Raw genomic sequence first — 18,738 nt, forward strand, 5'->3', positions numbered from 1 at the left:
ACACTCCTCGACAACGGAAGGATGCGCGGACCGCACGCCGCACCCCGCGCGGCGCCGCACCCACGCCGTGCCCGCCGACGTCGTGCCCGCCGGCGTCGTGCCCGCTCGCGCCCGGAACGCGCCCCGCGCCCCGCGAACAGCCGCCCGCACCCCCGAACTGCGCATCTGCGCACGCTGGGTAGGCTGTGCGGGTGAGAATCCTCGTCCTCGGATCGGGCGCGCGCGAGCACGCCATCATCACGGCGCTCCTTCGCGAGAACGCGGGCCACCAGATCACCGCCGCGCCCGGCAACGCGGGCATCGCGCAGGCGGTCGAGACGGTCGCGCTCGACCCGACCAAGGCCTCCGTCGTCGCCGACTACGCCGTCGACAACGACATCGAGCTCGTCGTCATCGGGCCCGAGGCTCCGCTCGTCGCGGGCGTCGCCGACGCGCTGCGCTCGCGCGGCATCGCCACCTTCGGCCCCGGCAAGGCCGCCGCGCAGCTCGAGGGCTCGAAGACCTTCGCGAAGCGCATCATGGACGCCGCGGGCGTTCCGACTGGTCGTGCGGTGCGCGCTGGCACCCTCGCCGAGGCGGATGCCGCGCTCGACGCCATGGGAGCCCCCTACGTCGTCAAGGCCGACGGCCTCGCCGCCGGCAAGGGCGTCATCGTCACCGACGACCGCGACGCCGCTCGCGCCCACGCCGAGCACTACCTGCAGCAGGGCGGCGTGCTCGTCGAAGAGTTCCTCGCCGGCCAGGAGGTCAGCCTCTTCCTGCTGAGCGACGGCCACACCGTCGTGCCGCTGAGCCCCGCGCAGGACTACAAGCGCATCGGCGACGGCGACACCGGCCCGAACACCGGCGGCATGGGCGCCTACTCGCCGCTTCCCTGGGCCCCCGCGGGCTTCGTCGATGAGGTCATCGAGACCATCGCGCAGCCCACCGTGCGCCAGCTCGCCGAGGAAGGCACGCCCTTCATCGGGCTGCTCTACTGCGGCCTCATCGTCACCGACAGGGGCATCCGCGTCATCGAGTTCAACGCCCGCTTCGGCGACCCCGAGACTCAGGTCGTGCTGCCGCGCCTCGTCACTCCGCTCAGCGGCCTGCTCTTCGCCGCCAGCACCGGCCAGCTCGCCGGAGTTCCGCACCCCGAGTTCAGCGACGAGGTCGCCGTGACGGTCGTGCTCGCGAGCGAGGGCTACCCCGAGACCTCGCTCACCGGCCGTCCGCTCAGCGGTCTGGCCGAGGCCGAGCGAGTCGAGGGCGTGCACCTCTGCCACGCCGCGACCGCGCGCACCGACGACGGGTTCCTCGCCACGGGCGGCCGCGTGCTGAGCGTCGTCGCGACCGGAGCCGACTTCTCAGAGGCCCGCGAGCGCGCCTACGAGGCCATCGGCCGCATCGGTCTCGAGGGCGGCCAGTACCGCCGCGACATCGCCGCGCGCGTCGTCGAGGGCTGAGCCGCATGAGCGAGCAGGCCGCCGGGCTCGACGTCGACGCGCAGCACCTGCCGGGGTGGCGGCGCGCGTACTCCGGGAAGGTGCGCGACCTGTACGTCCCGGAGGGAGCATCCGACCTCGCGAGCGCCGTCCGGGTGCTCATGGTCGCGAGCGACCGGGTGAGTGCGTTCGACCACGTGCTCGAGCCGGGCATCCCGGGCAAGGGCGCCCTGCTCACGCAGCTCACGCGCTGGTGGTTCGACCGCCTCGGGTTCCCGACGCACCTCGACCCCGAGCAGAACATTCCCGCCGAGGTCGCCGACCGCGCCGTCGTCGCGCGCCGGCTGAACATGCACCCCGTCGAGTGCGTCGTGCGCGGCTACCTCTCCGGCTCCGGCTGGGTCGAGTACCAGCAGTCGCAGAGCGTGTGCGGCATCCCGCTGCCCGCCGGACTCACCGACGGCGACCGCCTGCCCGAGCCGATCTACACGCCGGCGTACAAGGCGCCGCTCGGCGAGCACGACGAGAACGTCACCTTCGAGCGCACCGTCGAGCTCGTGGGCGAGCAGACCGCGACGGCGCTGCGGGATGCCGCTCTCGACCTCTTTCGTCGCGCGAGCTCCATCGCCGAGCAGCGCGGGGTGATTCTCGCCGACACGAAGTTCGAGTTCGGCGACGACCCCGCCACGGGCGTGCTGACCCTCGCCGACGAGGTGCTCACGAGCGACAGCTCGCGCTACTGGGACGCGGAGCTCTACGCCGCGGGCGGCCCCGACCGCCTCGCGAGCTTCGACAAGCAGATCGTGCGCGACTGGCTCGCCGCCCACTGGGACAGGCACGGCACGCCTCCGCGCCTGCCCGACGAGATCGTCGAGCGCACGGCCGCGCGCTACCGCGAGCTCATCGCGCGGCTGACCGGCGCCTGAGCCGACCAGCGACCGGAACCGCCGGGAATCGTGCGCGACAGCCGTCGGTTAGAGCATCCATGACCGCCACCCCGCGCCTCGCCCACGACACCTCGATGGGAGCGGTGACGCTCGACGTCGCCGACCTCGATCGGCTCACCGCGTACTACCGCGACGGCGTCGGCCTCGAGGTGCTCGCGACCGAGCCCGCGCGCGACGGCGAGCCCGCGATCGTGACCCTGGGGCGCACGCGGCGCGACGCCGACGGCGCGACGGCCGCGAGCATCCCCCTCGTGGTTCTTCGGCACAGCCCGACCCTGCGCCACGCGGGGCCTCGGGATGCCGGGCTCTTCCACACGGCGATCCTGTTCGAGACGCAGGCCGCGCTCGCCGCCGCCGTCGCGACCGTCGCCGAGCGGCACCCGGGCACCTTCACCGGCTCGAGCGACCACCTCGTCAGCCAGGCGTTCTACTTCGACGACCCGGAGGGCAACGGCGTCGAGCTCTACTGGGACCGCGACCGCTCCGAGTGGAGCTGGACCCACGGCCAGGTCGAGATGTCGACGCTCTACCTCGACCCGAACGCGTTCCTGCAGCAGCACCTCACCGAGCAGGCGCTCGCCGAGCACGCGAGCGCGCCGGCCGTGATCGGGCACGTGCACCTCTCGGTCGGCGACGTCGCCACGGCGAAGCGCTTCTACGTCGACGAGCTCGGCTTCGACCTCACGACGAGCTACGGCGGGCAGGCGATCTTCGTGAGCGCCGGCGGCTACCACCACCACATGGCGATGAACGTGTGGCGCAGTCAGGGCGCGGGCCGTCGCCAGTCGACCCTCGGGCTCGGTCGCGTCGACATCGTGCTGCCGCACGCCGACGAGATCGGCGCCCTCGGCGAGCGCCTCGCCCACTTCGGCCACGAGGTGCGCGATGACGGCCGCACCGTGCACGTCGACGACCCGTGGGGCAACCTCCTGCGGGTCACGGTCGCGCCCGTCGTCTAGGAGAGCGTCGTAGGCTCGGCGCGTGACCGAGACCCGCCCACCCCGCGCGCTGCGGCTGAGCCGCGCGATCGCGGTCGCCCAGGCGCCGGTCATCCTGCGCCAGGGCCGACGGCTGCGGCGCGAGACGCCGCGCCTTCCCGACGCGCCCCTGCCGTGGGAGGGCACGGCCGGCGACGGCGAGCGCCCGCTGCACCTGCTCGTGCTCGGAGACTCGACCGCGGCGGGCGTCGGCGTCGATCACGCCGAGCTCGGGCTCGCCGGGCGGCTCGCCGAGGCCCTCTCCGCCCGCACCGGCCGGCCCGTGCAGTGGCGCGCCCGCGGGCGCAACGGCGCTACGGCCCGCGACGTCGTCCGCCACCACCTCGACGACGCCCTCGATGCCCCCGTCGACGTCCTCTTCCTCACGGTGGGCGCGAACGATGCGCTCGCCCTGCGATCGGCGAGATCCTTCGAACGGGATGTCCGGCGCATCCTCGATCGGACCCGCCGAGCGCACCCGCACGCGGCCGTGCTCATGTCGTCCCTGCCGGCGTTCTTCCGGTTCCGATTGCTGCCTGAACCCCTCCGCCGGACCCTCTACCGCCACTCGCAGGCGCTCGAGTCGGCGGCCCGCGCGGTCGTGACCAGCCGGGAGCGCGCGCACATGTCGCCGCCCCCTCCGCCGTACACGGACGGGTTCTTCGCGAGCGACGACTTCCACCCGAGCGCGCTCGGCTACCGCGACTGGGCCGACTTCGCCGTCGAGGACGCCGCGCTCGCGGGCATGATGGAGCTCCTATGACCTCTTCCGCGCCCTCCGCCCCGGCTCCGGGCGACTCGGTTCCCGCCGGGAGGCTCTTCGTCGACGAGTCGGGGCCGCGCGATGCGGAGTCGATCGTCTTCCTCCACGGCGGCAACGTCTCGGGCTGGATGTGGGGGCCGCAGCGGGACGCGATGCCCGACTACCACCAGCTCGTGCCCGACATGCCGGGCTTCGGGGAGTCCAACGACGTCCCGTGGCGCTCGATGGCCGAGACGGCCGATCGCATCGCGAGCATCATCCGTGAGCGCGGGCACGGGGGCCGCGCGCACATCGTGGGGCTCTCGCTCGGCGGGATCGTCGGGGCGCTCGTCGTCGCGCGCCACCCCGACGTCGTGCGCAGCGCCGTGCTGAGCGGCACCCCGCTCCGCGGGCTGGGCCCGGTCATGTCGTGGTTCTCACGCGTGCAGCTGAAGCTCTGGCAGACCGCCGCCTACTGGACGACGATGGGCCGCGGCTACCACCTCGATTCCGAGGCGCTGACGAAGTTCGTCGAGACCGGCATCGGCATCGACCCGCGCAGTGCGCGTCGCATGGTCGAGCAGACGAACGCGGGCATGCTGAGCGAGATCGACGGCTTCGACGGCAACCCCGTCCCCATCCTCGGCCTCGCGGGCGGCGCGGAGTCGCGCACCGTGACGGGCGCGCTGCGGTTCTTCCTCCGCGCCCCGAACGCCGAGGTGCGCCTCGCCCCCGGCATGCACCACGTGTGGAACATCGAGAACCCGCGGCTCTTCACCGAGACCGTGCGCGCCTGGATCGTCGACGGCCGCGCGCACGAGGAGCTCGAGGCCGTGCCGCCGCACCTCCTCGCGACCCCGCGCCGCGAACGGCGAGACGGCGACGACGGCGGCGCTACGAGCTGACGCGCTCGTCATCCGTGGACGGCACCTCCGCGATCTCGACGCGCTGCACGGGCAGCGCCTGCGCGTGCTCCCGCCGCACGAAGTCGACGATCCGCTCGCGCACGAGCACCTGCAGATCCCACATGTCCGAGCTGTTCGACGCCGACATGAGCAGCCGCACCCGCACGAGCCCGCCCGTCGCGTCGGTCACCTGCACGTTGGAGGCGGCGCCGTTGAACAGCGGCGTCTCGGCGAGGACGCGGTCGAGCTCGACCCGGACATCCTCGATCGGGACCCGCCAGTCGAGATCGAGCGACACGGTGCCCAGGAGGTCGGCCGTCGTGCGCGTCCAGTTCTGGAACGGGGTCGTCGTGAAGTACGTCGACGGCAGGACGAGTCGGCGCTGATCCCACACGCGGACGACGACGTAGGTGAGCGTGATCTCCTCGATGCGGCCGAACTCGCCCTCGACCACGACGACGTCGTCGACGCGGATGGCATCGGAGAAGGCGAGCTGCATGCCGGCGAACACGTTCGCGAGCGTCGACTGCGCCGCGAGCCCGGCGACGACCGAGGCGAGGCCGGCCGAGGCGAGCAGGCTCGTGCCGACCGCCTGCGCGCCGGGGAAGGTCAGGAGGATCGCGCCGATGGTCACGATGCCGACGACGACGAGGGCGAGGCGCTTGAGGATCAGCAGCTGGGTGCGCATGCGCCGCGCGACCCGGTTGTCGGCGACCGTGATGTCGTAGCGGCGCGTCGCCCGCGCGAACAGCAGCGTCACGATCGCGGCGACCGCCCAGCCGCCGGCCGCCAGGGTCGCGATGAGGAAGGCCTGATTGACCGCGGGCCGCCACTCGGGCTCGGGCAGCGTCAGCGCGACGGCGATCCAGACCGCGATGAGGGCGAGCAGGATGCGCACCCTCCTCCGCAGCGATCCGAGCGTCGCGTAGACGCCCGGCCGCCGTCGCGCCACCACGCGCACGATGAGCGCCATCGCGGCGACGAGGACGATGACGACGCCGAGGGCGATGGCCACGGCGATGCCGAGGCCCGTCCAGCTGGTCCAGTCGAGCACATCGACTCCTTCCGATCGGGGATGCGCGGGAGGCGCGCACGGGGCGCTGCGAGGACGCGCACCGCACGCAAAGCCCCCGACCCTACCCGCGGCCCCTGGAAGAACTGCGCGCATGAGCACGGATAGACTGGGGGCATCCACCACTTCGCATCTCGAACGGGAGTCGCCGTGCCCACCATCGTCGTCGAGGTCATGCCCAAGGCTGAGCTGCTCGACCCCGCGGGCAAGGCGGTCGCCGGCGCCCTGCACCGCCTCGGTCACGACCGCATCGGCGACGTCCGCATCGGCAAGCGCTTCGAGCTTCACGTCGACGGCGAGGTCGACGCCGAGCTGCTCGCCGCGGTCGAGAAGGTCGCCGGCGAGATGCTCGCCAACACCGTCATCGAGGACGTCGTGACCGTCGAGGTCCAGGGCGCGAGCGTTCCCGGCGAGACCCACTGATGCGCATCGGCGTCATCACCTTCCCCGGCTCGCTCGACGACCGGGACGCGATGCGGGCGATCCGCCTCGCGGGCGCCGAGCCCGTCGCGCTGTGGCACGGCACGCACGACCTGCAGGGCGTCGACGCCATCGTCCTGCCCGGCGGCTTCAGCTACGGCGACTACCTGCGCTGCGGTGCGATCGCGGCCCGCTCGCCGATCATGGCCGAGGTCATCGATGCGGCGAACGGCGGGATGCCCGTGCTCGGCATCTGCAACGGCTTCCAGATCCTCGTCGAGACCCACCTGCTGCCGGGCGGGCTCATCCGCAACGATCACGGCGACTTCATCCGCCGCGACCAGCGCCTGCGCGTGGAGTCGACCGATTCCGCCTGGACGAGTGGCTTCTTCGTCGGCCAGGAGATCACCATCCCGCTCAAGAACGGCGAGGGCGGGTACATCGCCGACGAGTCGACGCTCGACCGCCTCGAGGGCGAGGGCCTCGTCGCCTTCCGCTACCTCGATGTGAACCCCAACGGCTCGCTTCGCGACATCGCGGGCTTGCGCAACGAGCGCGGCAACGTCGTCGGCCTCATGCCGCACCCCGAGCACGCGGTCGAGCCGGGCTTCGGCCCCGACACCCGCGACGCGATGCGCTCGGGCGTCGACGGGCTGACCTTCTTCACGAGCGTGCTCACCGCGACCCTCGCGAGCGCGTGACCCCGAAGCGCCTCTACCGCGTCGTCGCGACCGCCGAGGCGATCACCTGGACGCTCCTGATCGGCGGGCTCGTGCTGCGCGCCGTCGTCGGCGGCGAGACCGGCGACCTCGCCGTGCGGGTCGGCGGGAGCATCCACGGATTCGTTTTCCTCGCCTACGGGGCGACGGCTGTGCTGACCGCGATCAATCAGCGCTGGGGGGTCGGCCTCGGCTTCCTCGCGGTCGTCACCGCGGTCATCCCGTACGCGACGATCCCGTTCGACATCTGGGCGCACCGCGCGGGCCGCCTCGACGGCGACTGGCGTCGCGAGGCGACGGACGACCCGAGGGACGCCGTCTGGTTCGACCGCCTGGTTCGGTGGATGCTCCGCCACCCGTACCTCCTGGGTGCCCTGCTGCTCGCCGCCGTCGTCGTGATCTTCGTCGTGCTGCTGCAGCTCGGCCCGCCCGTACCGAAGGACTAGCGGCCGCGAGGGCCCTCGAATCGGGGGCACGGGGGTCCACTCGAATCGCCCTGGCGCCGCATAGAGTAAGAACAGGATTCACGTTCGTGCTCCGCCCCTTCGTCGATCGAGGCCCCGATGCTGCGTTCCTCCTCTCTTCGCGCGCGGGGGTGCATCCTCGGCGTCGCAGTGACGCTCACCACTGCGAGCCTCGTGGTTGCCGCACCCGCGGCCGCGGTGACCTTCGGTCCGGTGTCCGACCTCGCCTGACTTCAGCAGGCGATCGCCGACGCGAACGCGAACCCGGGCGCCGACGTCATCACGGTCGCACCGACAGCCACGATCGTCGGGGCGGGCGGCGCCGTCACGGTCGACTCGAACCTCGTGATCGACCTCGACGGCGCGACAGTCGACGACCTCCGCGTGTTCGTGGTCGGCGCTGAGCTCACGCTGCAGGACGGCACCTGGACGGCGCTGCCCGACGCGAACGCGACGCTCGTCGCTCCGGGGTTCGGGGTCGGTGCAACAGCCTCCCTCACGCTGCAGAGCATGACCGTGACGGCGACTGGCTCGGAGTGCGACGCCGCGATCGGCGGCTGGTTCACGGCAGCCGGCCAACCTACGCAGTGCAACAGCGGCACGACCGCGGCCTCCGGCGCGATCACCATCGTTGACAGCACTGTCACGGCAACGGGCGGCAGCTTCGGCGCCGGCATCGGCGGCGGATCCCGCGGCGACCAGGGGTCGGTCACGATCACGAGCAGCACCGTGACCGCGACGGGCGGATACGGCGCGGCCGGCATCGGTGGCGGCAAGGATCGACCGGGCGGGAGCGTCGAACTCACCGACAGCACCGTAACGGCGACCGGCGGCATCGGCGGGGCTGCCGGCATCGGCGGCGGCGAGTACAGTGCGGGCGGCTCGGTCGTCATCGATGGTGGAGTCATCATTGCGAACGGTACGAGCCGAGGCGCGGGCATCGGCGGCGGCGGCGAGTTCGGCGTCGGCGGCACGACGACGATCACCGGCGACGCGATCGTCACCGCGACGGGCGCGACTTTCTCGTCGGGCATCGGCGGCAGCTACCAGGGCCGGGGCGGCACGACGAACATCGGCGGCACCGCGGTCGTCACGGCGATCGGCCGCGACGGCGGCCCGGGCATAGGCAGCAGCTACACCTCCGCCGCGAGCGGGCCCACCACGATCACCGACGGCACGCCCACGCTCATCACCGCGTCGATCCAGGGTTCGTTCGCGGTCGCCTCGAGCGCCGCGGTCACGCTCGCCCCCACCGGCACCATGGTGCTCGACGGTGCGTCGAGCAACGCGGGCGCGATCACTGTGAACGCCCCGAGCCAGCTCGAGATCCCCTCAGGCGACACGTTCACGAACGCGCAGGCGATCGCCGGCACGGGCACGCTTCGCGGCGGCGGCACGATCGACAACACGGGCGTCATCTGCGCGAACGTCGGCACCGATCTGATAGTCACGGGCACGGCGTTCCTGCTCGAGTACGCGCTCCCCGGCGGCGGCACCGAGCCGCTCTCGGTCTACGCGACGAGCCTCACCGCTGGATGCCGCGAACTGCTCGACATCTCCACGAGCGAGCAGGTGCTGCTCGGATGGACGATCGGGGTCGACGGCCCCTACCTCACCACCCTCACCGATCTCGAGGCGGAGGTACCGAGCGGCAGCGCCACGCTGGAGCCGGTGCTCGCGGATGCAGTACTGACGTTCACCCCCGCATCGACGCTGTCGACGGCGGGCGAGACGGTGCAGGTGCAGGCGTTCGGCCCCATGCCGATGAGCATGACGCCGAGCACCGACCTCACCGAGTTCCTCCTGCTGGGCGGCGACATCGCGCTCGGTGCCGTGGGCGGCGAGTTCGTCTCGACGACGGCGGGCGAGCAGACCATCACGGGCACGCTCGGCTTCACGACGGAGGGCGGCGAGATCGTGCTGTCGGGATCATTCACGCACACGACTCTGACCGCGCCGCTCGACGCGATCGCACTGACGGCATCCGCGCTCACGGTCGATCAGGGCCGCTCGGTCACGCTGCAGGTCGAGGGTCAGGATGCCTTCGGCAACGCGATCGAGATCGATCCGGCCGACGTCGTGGTCACCTCCTCGGTGCCGACCGACGTCATCGACGGGCTCACCGTCACGTTCCCGACGGCGAGCCCCCATGTGCTGACCGTCACGGTCGGCGACGTGAGCGCGCAGGTGACGATCGAGGTCACGCCCGCCGCGGTCATCCCGGTAATCCCGGTCGACCCGGAGGATCCGACCAGCCCGGCCGTTCCCGAGCTCTCGGCGACCGGTGGCAACGACGTCACGGGCGGCATCGGTCTCGCCGCCCTCCTTCTAATGCTCGGCGTCGCGCTCGTCCTGGTTCGCCGCCGGCTCGCCTGACTCCGCTCGACGGCACGCTCGGCCGGGCACCCGCAGGGCCGAGCGTGCTCATCCGCGCGGGTAGGCTGGGAGCATCCGGCACGCCCTCGACACAGGAGCCCTCGCCACCGTGACCACCCCCACCACGCACGTTCCTGACACCGTCGAGAACGCCATCGCGACGCCCGAGAAGCACCAGCCGTTCGAGGCCCTCGGCCTCAAGGCCGACGAGTACGAGGCCATCAAGCAGCTGCTCGGCCGGCGCCCCACGAGCGGCGAGCTCGCCATGTACTCCGTCATGTGGAGCGAGCACTGCTCGTACAAGTCGAGCAAGGTGCACCTGCGCCAGTTCGGCCAGAAGGTCTCGGATGAGATGAAGACCCACCTCATGGTGGGCATGGGCGAGAACGCCGGCGTCGTCGACATCGGCGAGGGCTGGGCGGTCACGTTCAAGATCGAGAGCCACAACCACCCGAGCTACATCGAGCCGTTCCAGGGCGCCGCGACCGGCGTCGGCGGCATCGTGCGCGACATCATCTCGATGGGCGCGCGCCCGGTCGCGGTGATGGATGCCCTGCGCTTCGGCGCCATCGACCACCCCGACACGGCTCGCGTCGTGCCCGGCGTCGTCTCCGGCATCAGCCACTACGGCAACTGCCTCGGCCTGCCGAACATCGGCGGCGAGACCGTCTTCGACTCGGTCTACCAGGCGAACCCCCTCGTCAACGCGCTCGCCGTCGGCGTGCTGCGCCACGAGGACCTGCACCTCGCCAACGCTCGCGGCGTGGGCAACAAGGTCGTGCTGTTCGGCGCCCGCACGGGCGGCGACGGCATCGGCGGGGCGAGCATTCTCGCCTCCGACACATTCAGCGAGGGCGGGCCGACCAAGCGCCCCGCCGTGCAGGTCGGCGACCCGTTCGCCGAGAAGGTGCTCATCGAGTGCTGCCTCGAGCTGTATCGCGGCGACCTCGTGGAGGGCATCCAGGATCTCGGCGCAGCCGGCATCTCGTGCGCGACCTCCGAGCTCGCGAGCAACGGCGACGGCGGCATGGTCATCGACCTCGACGCCGTGCTGCTGCGCGACCCCTCGCTCACGGCCGAGGAGATCCTCATGTCGGAGAGCCAGGAGCGCATGATGGCGATCGTGCAGCCGTCGAAGCTCGACGCGTTCCTCGCCGTGACCGCCAAGTGGGATGTCGAGACGAGCGTGCTCGGCGAGGTCACCGACACCGGCCGCCTCGTCATCCACTGGCAGGGCGAGACGATCGTCGACGTCGACCCGACCACGGTCGCCGTCGACGGCCCGGTCTACAACCGGCCGTACCACCGCCCCGCATGGCTGGATGCCCTGCAGGCCGACAGCGCGGAGAAGCTCGCTCGCCCCGCCGACGACGCCGAGCTGCGCGCCCACGCGCTGCAGGTGCTGGGCGGCCCGAACCTCGCCGACACGGCCTGGATCACCAACCAGTACGACTACTACGTCATGGGCAACACGGCCCTCGCGACGCCCGACGACGCCGGCATGATCCGCGTCGACGAGCAGAGCGGGCTCGGCGTCGCCCTCGCGACCGACGCGAACGGCCGCTACTGCCAGCTCGACCCGTACGTGGGCGCGCAGCTCGCGCTCGCCGAGGCGTACCGCAACGTCGCGACCTCGGGGGCGACTCCGCTCGCCGTCTCTGACTGCCTCAACTTCGGCAGCCCCGAGAACCCCGAGGTGATGTGGCAGTTCGAGCGGGCCGTCACGGGTCTCGCCGACGCGTGCCTCGAGCTGGGCATCCCCGTCACCGGCGGCAACGTGTCGTTCTACAACCAGACCGGCGACGTGCCCATCCACCCGACGCCCGTCGTCGCGGTCATGGGCGTCATCGACCACGTCGACCGCCGCCTGCCCTCGGGCTGGCAGGACGAGGGCGAGAACCTCTACCTCATGGGCACCACGCGCGACGAGCTCGACGGCTCGGTGTGGGCGGACGTCGTGCACGGTCACCTCGGCGGCCTGCCGCCGCAGCTCGACCTCGCGGCCGAGAAGAACCTCGCCGGCCTCATGTCGGCCGCGGCCGAGGAGGGGCTCGTCACCTCGGCGCACGACCTCTCGGAGGGCGGCCTGCTCGCGACGCTGGCCGAGGGAGTGCTGCGCTTCGGCGTCGGCGCGCGCGTCTGGCTCACCGAGCTCATGGAGCGCGATGGGGTGGATGCTCTCGCCGCACTGCTGTCGGAGTCGCAGGCCCGCGTGCTCGTGTCGGTGGCCCGCGAAGACGACGTGAAGTTCCGCGGCCTGTGCGAGGGGCGCGACGTGCCCGTGCTGCGCATCGGCGTCACCGACGCCGAGGTCGACGGCCTCGAGATCCAGGACCGCTTCACGCTCACGCACGCCGAGCTGCGCCACGCGCACCGGTCGACGCTGCCCGAGCGGTTCGGCGCGGTCGTCGGGGGCTAGGCCTTCCGACCCTCGGCGGGCGACGAACCGAGGGCTAGGCTCGCGCTCGTGACGAGCATCACGGGGCTCAGCCGCGCCGACGTGCGCGAGCGACGCGACCGCGGTGAGATCAACACGCTGCCGAACGACACCGGCCGCTCGCTCTGGCGCATCCTGCAGGCGAACCTCTTCACGCTCTTCAACGCGATCGTCGGCGGCAGCTTCCTCGTGCTGCTCGTGCTCGGCTACTGGCAGGATGCCTTGTTCGGCTTCTTCGTCATCGCCAACGTCGCCATCGGGGTCGCGCAGGAGTTCCGGGCCAAGGTGACCCTCAGCCGGCTGGCGGTGCTCAACGCTCCGCGGGCGAGAGTCTTGCGCCGAGCATCCGCCGACGGAGACGGCGAGGTGGCGGAGGTCGCCATCGCCGACGTCGTGCTCGATGACGTGCTCGCGCTGAGCGCGGGCGACCAGGTCGTCGCCGACGCCGTCGTGCTCGAGGCGTCGGGGCTCGACGTCGACGAGTCGCTGCTGACCGGCGAGGCCGACCCGGTGCCGTCGCCCGCGGGCCGCGAGCTGCTGTCGGGGTCGACGGTCGTCGGCGGCAGCGGGCTCGCGCGGGTGATCCGCGTCGGCGCCGACTCGTACGCGAGCCGCATCACCGCCGAGGCGAAGCAGTTCTCGCTCGTCGGCAGCGAGCTGCGCGACTCGATCGCGCGCATCATCCGCTGGATCAGCATCGGCCTGCTGCCGGTCGGCGCGATCGTCGTCAACGGGCAGATGCAGGCGGTCGGCGGGTGGGAGGTCGCCCTGTCGTCGGGGGCCTGGCGCGAGGCGGTCGTCGCCGCGACCGCGAGCATCATCGCGATGGTGCCGCAGGGGCTCGTGTTCATGACGTCGGTCGCGCTCGCCGTCGGCGCCGTGAAGCTGTCGCGCCGCGAGGTGCTCGTGCAGGAGCTCGCCGCCGTCGAGGGCCTCGCCCGCGTCGACATGCTCTGCCTCGACAAGACGGGCACGCTCACCGAGGGCGGGCTCGCGCTCGACGGTGTCGAGGACGCCCCGGGCGTCGCCTCCGATCCGGCGCTGCGCGCGGCGCGGGATGCTGCGCTCGCGTGCTTCGCGGACGATCGCGACGCCAACGCCACGGCCCGCGCGCTCGGCGAGCGCTTCGGTGCGCGCGGGGGCTCGGCCTCCGCTGCCGCGGTCGACCCGTCTCTCGCCCCAGCGGCACCGAGCGTCGCGGCGCTGCCGGCGATCGTCGCGCGCGTGCCGTTCTCGTCCCTGCGCAAGTGGAGCGCCGCGCAGCTCGCCGACCCCGCCGGCAGCTGGCTGCTCGGCGCCCCCGACATCGTGCTCGCGCGGGTGGACGGGTCGGCGGGCGACGGCGTGGCGGTCGACGCCACGCTCGCGCGGTGCCGCGAGCTCGCCGCGAGCGGCCTGCGCACGCTCGTGCTCGCGCGCTCGAGCGCGCCCCTCACGTCGGCGGCCGGAGCCGGGGCCGACGAGCACGGGGTGATCGAGGCGCGCGAGGCCGCCCTCCCTGCCGGGCTCGAGCCGGTGGCGGTCGTCACGTTCCGCGAGCGGGTGCGGGGGGATGCGCACGAGACGCTGCAGTACTTCCGCGAGCAGGGAGTGAGCATCCGCATCATCTCGGGCGACGACCCGCGAACGGTCGCCGCCGTCGCGCGCGAGGCGGGCGTCGACCACGTCGGCGACGGCTTCGACGCGCGGCAGCTGCCCGAGGGAGTCGCCGAGCTCGACGACGTCATGGCGCGCGAGCACGTGTTCGGGCGCGTCACCCCCGAGCAGAAGAAGGCGATGGTGAAGTCGCTGCAGCGGCTCGGCTACACCGTGGCGATGACGGGCGACGGCGTCAACGACGCGCTCGCGCTCAAGCACGCCGACTTGGGGATAGCGATGGGGTCGGGGGCGCCGGCGACCCGGGCGGTCGCGCGCCTCGTGCTGCTCGACGGGCAGTTCAGCCGACTTCCGCGCATCGTCGCCGAGGGGCGGCAGGTGATCGCGAACGTCGAGCGGCTGGCGAAGCTGTTCCTGTCGAAGACGGTCTACGCGATCCTGTTCGCGGTCGTGTTCGGGGCGCTGCTGTGGCCGTTCCCGTTCCTGCCGCGGCAGCTGTCGATCGTCGACGGCCTGACGATCGGGCTGCCCGCGATCGTGCTCGCCCTGCTGCCCAACGCGCGCGTGTACCGGCCCGGATTCCTGCGGCGGGCGGCGAGGTTCTGCATCCCCTCGGGCGTGCTCGTGGCCGCGACCGTCATCGGCGTGGTCGCGTACGCGTACGCGGTCGTGGATGCTCCCGCCGACGAGGTGCAGACGACCGCGGTCATCACGCTCACGCTCTCGGCGCTGTGGGTGCTCGTGATCCTCGCGCGGCCGCTGTCGCGCGTGACGCTGCCCATCGTGCTCGCCGCGTACGCCGGGCTCGTGGTCGTGCTGTCGATCCCGATCGCCGTCGACTTCCTGCAGCTCGCCTCGCCGCCGCCGACGGGGCTGCTCGTCGTCGCGGTGGGCGCATCCGCCGCCTGCTCGCTCGCCCTCGAGGTGCTGCACCGCCTGATCGCCCGCGCGACCCGCTGACCCGTGCGGCCTGTCGGCCCGCGGCGACGATGCGCCAGTTCGATGACACTGCGCCACATCAAAGCCGCGCATCGTCACCAGACCTGCGCACTCACGCGCGCGGGGAGTGGAGGGCAGCGAGCATCCGCATACATGACGGACGGCCCCCGCCTCCACCCGACGAGGGCCGTCCGTGTCGTTCCGGGGCGGGAGGACCAGGCTTCCCCCCGCCCCGAACCTGAGCCGGGCTGCCGCACGACGGGCGACGAGCCCGTCGCGCGGCCATCCGGTGCCGCGTTCTAGTGCGCGACCGACTTCTCGGCGCCGACGCCCGTGAGCGACCGCACCTCCATCTCGGTCTGCTTCTCCAGGCTCTCCTTCTTCTTGTCGAGCACCGACCCGAGCCAGCCGAGGAAGAAGGCGAGCGGGATCGACACGATGCCGGGGTTCGACAGCGGGAAGACCGCGAAGTCGACCCCCTGCAGCATCGACTTCTCGCCGCCGGAGACGACCGGCGAGAGCGAGATGAGGATGATCGCCGAGGCGAGGCCGCCGTACATGCTCCACAGCGCGCCCTGGGTGGTGAAGTTCTTCCAGAACAGCGAGTAGACGATCGTGGGCAGGTTCGCCGACGCCGCGACCGCGAAGGCCAGGGCGACGAGGAACGCGACGTTCTGCCCGTTCGCGCCGATGCCGCCGAGGATGGCGACGATGCCGATGACGACGACCGTGCGGCGCGCGACCTTGACCTCGGCGCCCGGGGCCGGGTTGCCCTTCTTGACGACGCTCGCGTAGATGTCGTGCGAGAAGGACGCCGCGGCGGTGATGGTCAGGCCGGCGACGACCGCGAGGATCGTCGCGAACGCGATCGCCGAGATGATGCCGAGCAGCACCGAGCCGCCGAGCTCGAACGCGAGCAGCGGGGCGGCCGAGTTGGCTCCGCCGGGCGCGGCGGCGATGCGCTCCGCGCCGATGAGGGCGGATGCTCCGTACCCGAGCACGAGCGTGAACAGGTAGAAGATGCCGATGAGCCAGATCGCCCAGACGACGCTCTTGCGGGCCTCCTTCGCCGTCGGCACCGTGTAGAAGCGCATGAGCACGTGCGGCAGAGCCGCGGTGCCGAGCACGAGCGCGAGGCCGAGCGAGAGGAAGTCGAGGCGCGTGATGTCGCTCAGCCCGTACTGCAGGCCCGGGGCGAGGATCGCCGGGTTGCCCGAGGTCTCGACCGCGCTGTCGAGCAGCGTCGAGAGGTTGAACCCGTTGATCGCGAGCACCCAGATCGTCATGACGCCGGCGCCCGCGATGAGAAGGCCCGCCTTGATGATCTGCACCCACGTGGTGCCCTTCATGCCGCCGACGAGCACGTAGAGGATCATGAGCGCACCGACCACGGCGATGACGACCGACTGGCCGACGCGGTCGTTGATGCCGAGCAGCAGCGCGACGAGGCCGCCGGCTCCCGCCATCTGCGCGAGCAGGTAGAAGAAGCAGACCACGAGCGTCGAGATCGCCGCGGCGATGCGCACCGGGCGCTGCTTGAGGCGGAAGGCCAGGACGTCGGCCATCGTGAACTTGCCCGTGTTGCGCAGCAGCTCGGCGACGAGCAGCAGCGCGACGACCCACGCGACGAGGAACCCGATCGAGTAGAGGAAGCCGTCGTAGCCGTTGATCGCGATCGCGCCGACGATGCCGAGGAACGACGCGGCCGAGAGGTAGTCGCCCGCGATGGCCGAGCCGTTCTGCCCGCCCGAGAACGAGCGGCCGGCGGCGTAGTAGTCGGCGGCGGTCTTGTTGTTCCGCGAGGCGCGGAACACGATGACCATCGTGATCGCGACGAAGAGGCCGAAGATCGCGATGTTGAGGACGGGGTCGCCGGGGGCGGCCGGAGCGGTGACAGCGAGGTGCAGCATCAGCGCACGCCCTCCTTGGTCTCGAGACGGTCGCGGATGGCCGCCGCGTCGGGGTCCAGCTGCTTGTTGGCATACGAGACGTAGATCATCGTCACCGCGAAGGTCGTGACGATCTGCGAGAGTCCGAGCAGGATGCCGATGTTGACGCGGCCGAATACGGGCGTCGCCATGAAGTCGGGCGCGTACCCGGCGAGCAGCACGTACGTGAAGTACCAGAGCAGGCAGGCCGCGGTCACGGGAAGCACGAAGCCGCGGTGCTTGCGCTTGAGCCGGCGGAACTGCTCCGAATCCTGCGTCTCTCGGAACACCGCGGCCGAATGGCCGGACGAGTGCTCCACGTTCAGGGCGTCGTTGCCCATGGGTTCTCCTCGAGAGGTCGCGGCAGCGACGACGGCGACGCTGCCGATTGGTGACGGAACGCCCGCCAGCATCCCCCGAACGCGGGGCCCCGTCATCGGGATGCGCGCTCGTCGTCGCCGGGCGGCGTCGTGCGTGCGACGAACGGCGATCCGGCCGCCGTCGGCCGCGCACCCGGCCGCCCCGCATCGCCTACCGTGGTGCCGTGACCGCGTCCGTCCTGCTCGCCCTCGCCATCGGCGTGCTCGTCGGCATCGCCGCCGCGGTGCTGCTCGTCGTCGCGTGGCGGGTCGTGCGCCTCTCGCGCGAGATGGGCACGGCGGCCGAGCGCGCGACCTACTCGACCCTGCACCTCGCGAGCCAGGCGGCGACGCACGTGCGCGGCGGACTCGACACGGGCGACCCGCAGCGCGCCGTCCGCCCGCTGCGCCAGCTGCTCGACTGCCGCGTCCTCGCCCTCGCCGACGACCACGGAGTCCTCGCCATCGATGCCGGCCCCGCCGACCAGCGGCTCGCCGAGCACCTGCGCGAGACGGCCGAGGGGCTCGCGGCCGAGGTGCGCGCCGGCGACCGGCCGCAGGTCTTCCGCGGCATCGACCCGACCGGCAGGGGGATCCAGGCGACGGACGCCGTGGCCGCCCCGATCATCGCCGGCGACCGCACCGCGGGGGCGATCGTCGCGTTCTCGCCCACGGTCCGTCCGGGGCTCGTGCGCGCGACGGGCGAGGTGGCCGAGTGGCTCGCGGCGCAGCTCGAGCTCGGCGAGCTCGACGCGAGCCGCGCCGCGCTCGCCGAGGCCGAGGTGAAGGCGCTGCGCAGTCAGATCAGCCCGCACTTCATCTACAACGCGCTCACGGCGATCGCCAGCACGATCACCACGAACCCGCCGCGGGCGCGCGACCTCGTTCTCGAGTTCGCCGACTTCACGCGGTACTCCTTCCGCCGGCAGGGCGACTTCACGACGCTCGCCGACGAGCTGCGCAGCGTCGACAGCTACCTGCAGCTCGAGCGTGCACGCTTCGGCGAGCGCCTGACCCTCACGCTGCAGGTCGCGCCCGAGGTGCTCAGCACGGTCATCCCGTTCCTGAGCGTGCAGCCGCTCGTCGAGAACGCCGTGCGGCACGGCCTGGAGCCGAAGCCCGACGGCGGCAGCATCACGATCCGGGCGAGCGACGCGGGCGCGTTCGCGCTCATCGAGGTCGAGGACGACGGGGTCGGGATCGATCCCGAGCGCTTGCGGGGCATCCTCGCCGGGCGGCCGTCGGCCGATCACGTGGGCGTTCGCAACGTGGATGCCCGGCTGCGGCAGCTCTACGGCGACGAGCACGGGCTCGTGGTCGAGACGAACCTCGATGCGGGCACGCTCGTGAGCATGCGCGTGCCGAAGTCGCAGCCGCAGAACACGACCGCCCCCGGCCCGAGCAGCTGACGCAGTGCGAGGATGTGAGCCGTG

General features: G+C 72.1%; 15 protein-coding genes. 12 read left to right on the top strand and 3 right to left on the bottom strand.

What is annotated here, in order from left to right; genetic code table 11:
• Positions 1-191: 191 nt before the first annotated feature.
• From purD to ASC54_RS02180, 5 genes are read left to right on the top strand one after another with little or no spacing between them, the layout of a single operon-like run.
• Complete coding sequence (purD, locus tag ASC54_RS02160) at positions 192-1,445, top strand: phosphoribosylamine--glycine ligase (RefSeq protein ID WP_055857909.1); 1,254 nt, start codon at positions 192-194, stop codon at positions 1,443-1,445.
• A gap of 5 nt (positions 1,446-1,450) precedes the next feature.
• Positions 1,451-2,350 carry a phosphoribosylaminoimidazolesuccinocarboxamide synthase gene (locus ASC54_RS02165; RefSeq protein ID WP_055896396.1) on the top strand — a complete coding sequence of 300 codons (900 nt, stop codon included), beginning with the start codon at positions 1,451-1,453 and terminating at the stop codon, positions 2,348-2,350.
• Between the two features lie 59 nt (positions 2,351-2,409).
• Positions 2,410-3,330 (top strand): VOC family protein, encoded by a 921-nt coding sequence (locus tag ASC54_RS02170; protein ID WP_055896397.1) that lies wholly within the window; start codon positions 2,410-2,412, stop codon positions 3,328-3,330.
• 22 nt (positions 3,331-3,352) lie between these two features.
• A complete protein-coding gene (locus ASC54_RS02175) occupies positions 3,353-4,111 on the top strand; it encodes an SGNH/GDSL hydrolase family protein (protein ID WP_055857903.1) in 759 nt (252 codons plus the stop codon).
• Entirely contained in the window at positions 4,108-4,995 is an 888-nt protein-coding gene (locus tag ASC54_RS02180) for an alpha/beta fold hydrolase (protein ID WP_055857901.1), read from the top strand. Before ASC54_RS02175 ends, ASC54_RS02180 begins: the two co-directional genes overlap by 4 nt.
• Here the strand turns inward: ASC54_RS02180 and ASC54_RS02185 are convergent.
• Positions 4,985-6,049, bottom strand: coding sequence for a mechanosensitive ion channel family protein (locus ASC54_RS02185; RefSeq protein WP_055857900.1), 1,065 nt, complete (start codon positions 6,047-6,049; stop codon positions 4,985-4,987). The two genes, ASC54_RS02180 and ASC54_RS02185, sit on opposite strands and share 11 nt — an antisense overlap.
• 168 nt (positions 6,050-6,217) lie before the next feature.
• Between ASC54_RS02185 and purS the strand changes: the two genes are divergently transcribed.
• The 6 genes from purS (at position 6,218) to ASC54_RS02215 (ending at position 15,039) form a co-directional block, all read left to right on the top strand.
• The gene (gene purS, locus ASC54_RS02190; protein ID WP_055857898.1) at positions 6,218-6,490 is read left to right on the top strand and encodes a phosphoribosylformylglycinamidine synthase subunit PurS; all 273 of its coding nucleotides are present in this window, start codon (positions 6,218-6,220) and stop codon (positions 6,488-6,490) included.
• On the top strand, positions 6,490-7,188 hold the full coding sequence (gene purQ, locus ASC54_RS02195) for a phosphoribosylformylglycinamidine synthase subunit PurQ (RefSeq protein WP_055896399.1): 699 nt from the start codon (positions 6,490-6,492) through the stop codon (positions 7,186-7,188). Before purS ends, purQ begins: the two co-directional genes overlap by 1 nt.
• A complete protein-coding gene (locus ASC54_RS02200; protein ID WP_055896402.1) occupies positions 7,185-7,652 on the top strand; it encodes a DUF3817 domain-containing protein in 468 nt (155 codons plus the stop codon). The genes purQ and ASC54_RS02200 overlap by 4 nt, the downstream gene beginning before the upstream one ends.
• Positions 7,653-8,015: 363 nt before the next feature.
• Complete coding sequence (locus ASC54_RS02205) at positions 8,016-10,046, top strand: hypothetical protein (RefSeq protein WP_055896405.1); 2,031 nt, start codon at positions 8,016-8,018, stop codon at positions 10,044-10,046.
• A 109-nt stretch (positions 10,047-10,155) separates the two neighbouring features.
• A complete protein-coding gene (gene purL, locus ASC54_RS02210) occupies positions 10,156-12,465 on the top strand; it encodes a phosphoribosylformylglycinamidine synthase subunit PurL (protein ID WP_055896408.1) in 2,310 nt (769 codons plus the stop codon).
• A gap of 48 nt (positions 12,466-12,513) precedes the next feature.
• The gene (locus ASC54_RS02215; protein ID WP_055896410.1) at positions 12,514-15,039 is read left to right on the top strand and encodes an HAD-IC family P-type ATPase; all 2,526 of its coding nucleotides are present in this window, start codon (positions 12,514-12,516) and stop codon (positions 15,037-15,039) included.
• Positions 15,040-15,317: 278 nt separating this feature from the next.
• Here the strand turns inward: ASC54_RS02215 and ASC54_RS02220 are convergent, their stop codons facing one another.
• Both ASC54_RS02220 and ASC54_RS02225 read right to left on the bottom strand, forming a co-directional pair.
• On the bottom strand, positions 15,318-16,928 hold the full coding sequence (locus tag ASC54_RS02220; RefSeq protein WP_055857887.1) for a cation acetate symporter: 1,611 nt from the start codon (positions 16,926-16,928) through the stop codon (positions 15,318-15,320).
• Positions 16,928-17,287: a DUF485 domain-containing protein gene (locus tag ASC54_RS02225; protein WP_055857885.1), complete on the bottom strand. Its 360-nt coding sequence runs from the start codon at positions 17,285-17,287 to the stop codon at positions 16,928-16,930. The genes ASC54_RS02220 and ASC54_RS02225 overlap by 1 nt, the downstream gene beginning before the upstream one ends.
• A gap of 203 nt (positions 17,288-17,490) precedes the next feature.
• Here ASC54_RS02225 and ASC54_RS02230 point away from each other — a divergent pair, with 203 nt between their 5' ends.
• Complete coding sequence (locus tag ASC54_RS02230; RefSeq protein WP_055857883.1) at positions 17,491-18,714, top strand: histidine kinase; 1,224 nt, start codon at positions 17,491-17,493, stop codon at positions 18,712-18,714.
• Positions 18,715-18,738 lie beyond the last annotated feature (24 nt).

Origin of the sequence: Yonghaparkia sp. Root332 (genome assembly GCF_001425665.1) — a bacterium.
Lineage (GTDB): Bacteria > Actinomycetota > Actinomycetes > Actinomycetales > Microbacteriaceae > Microcella.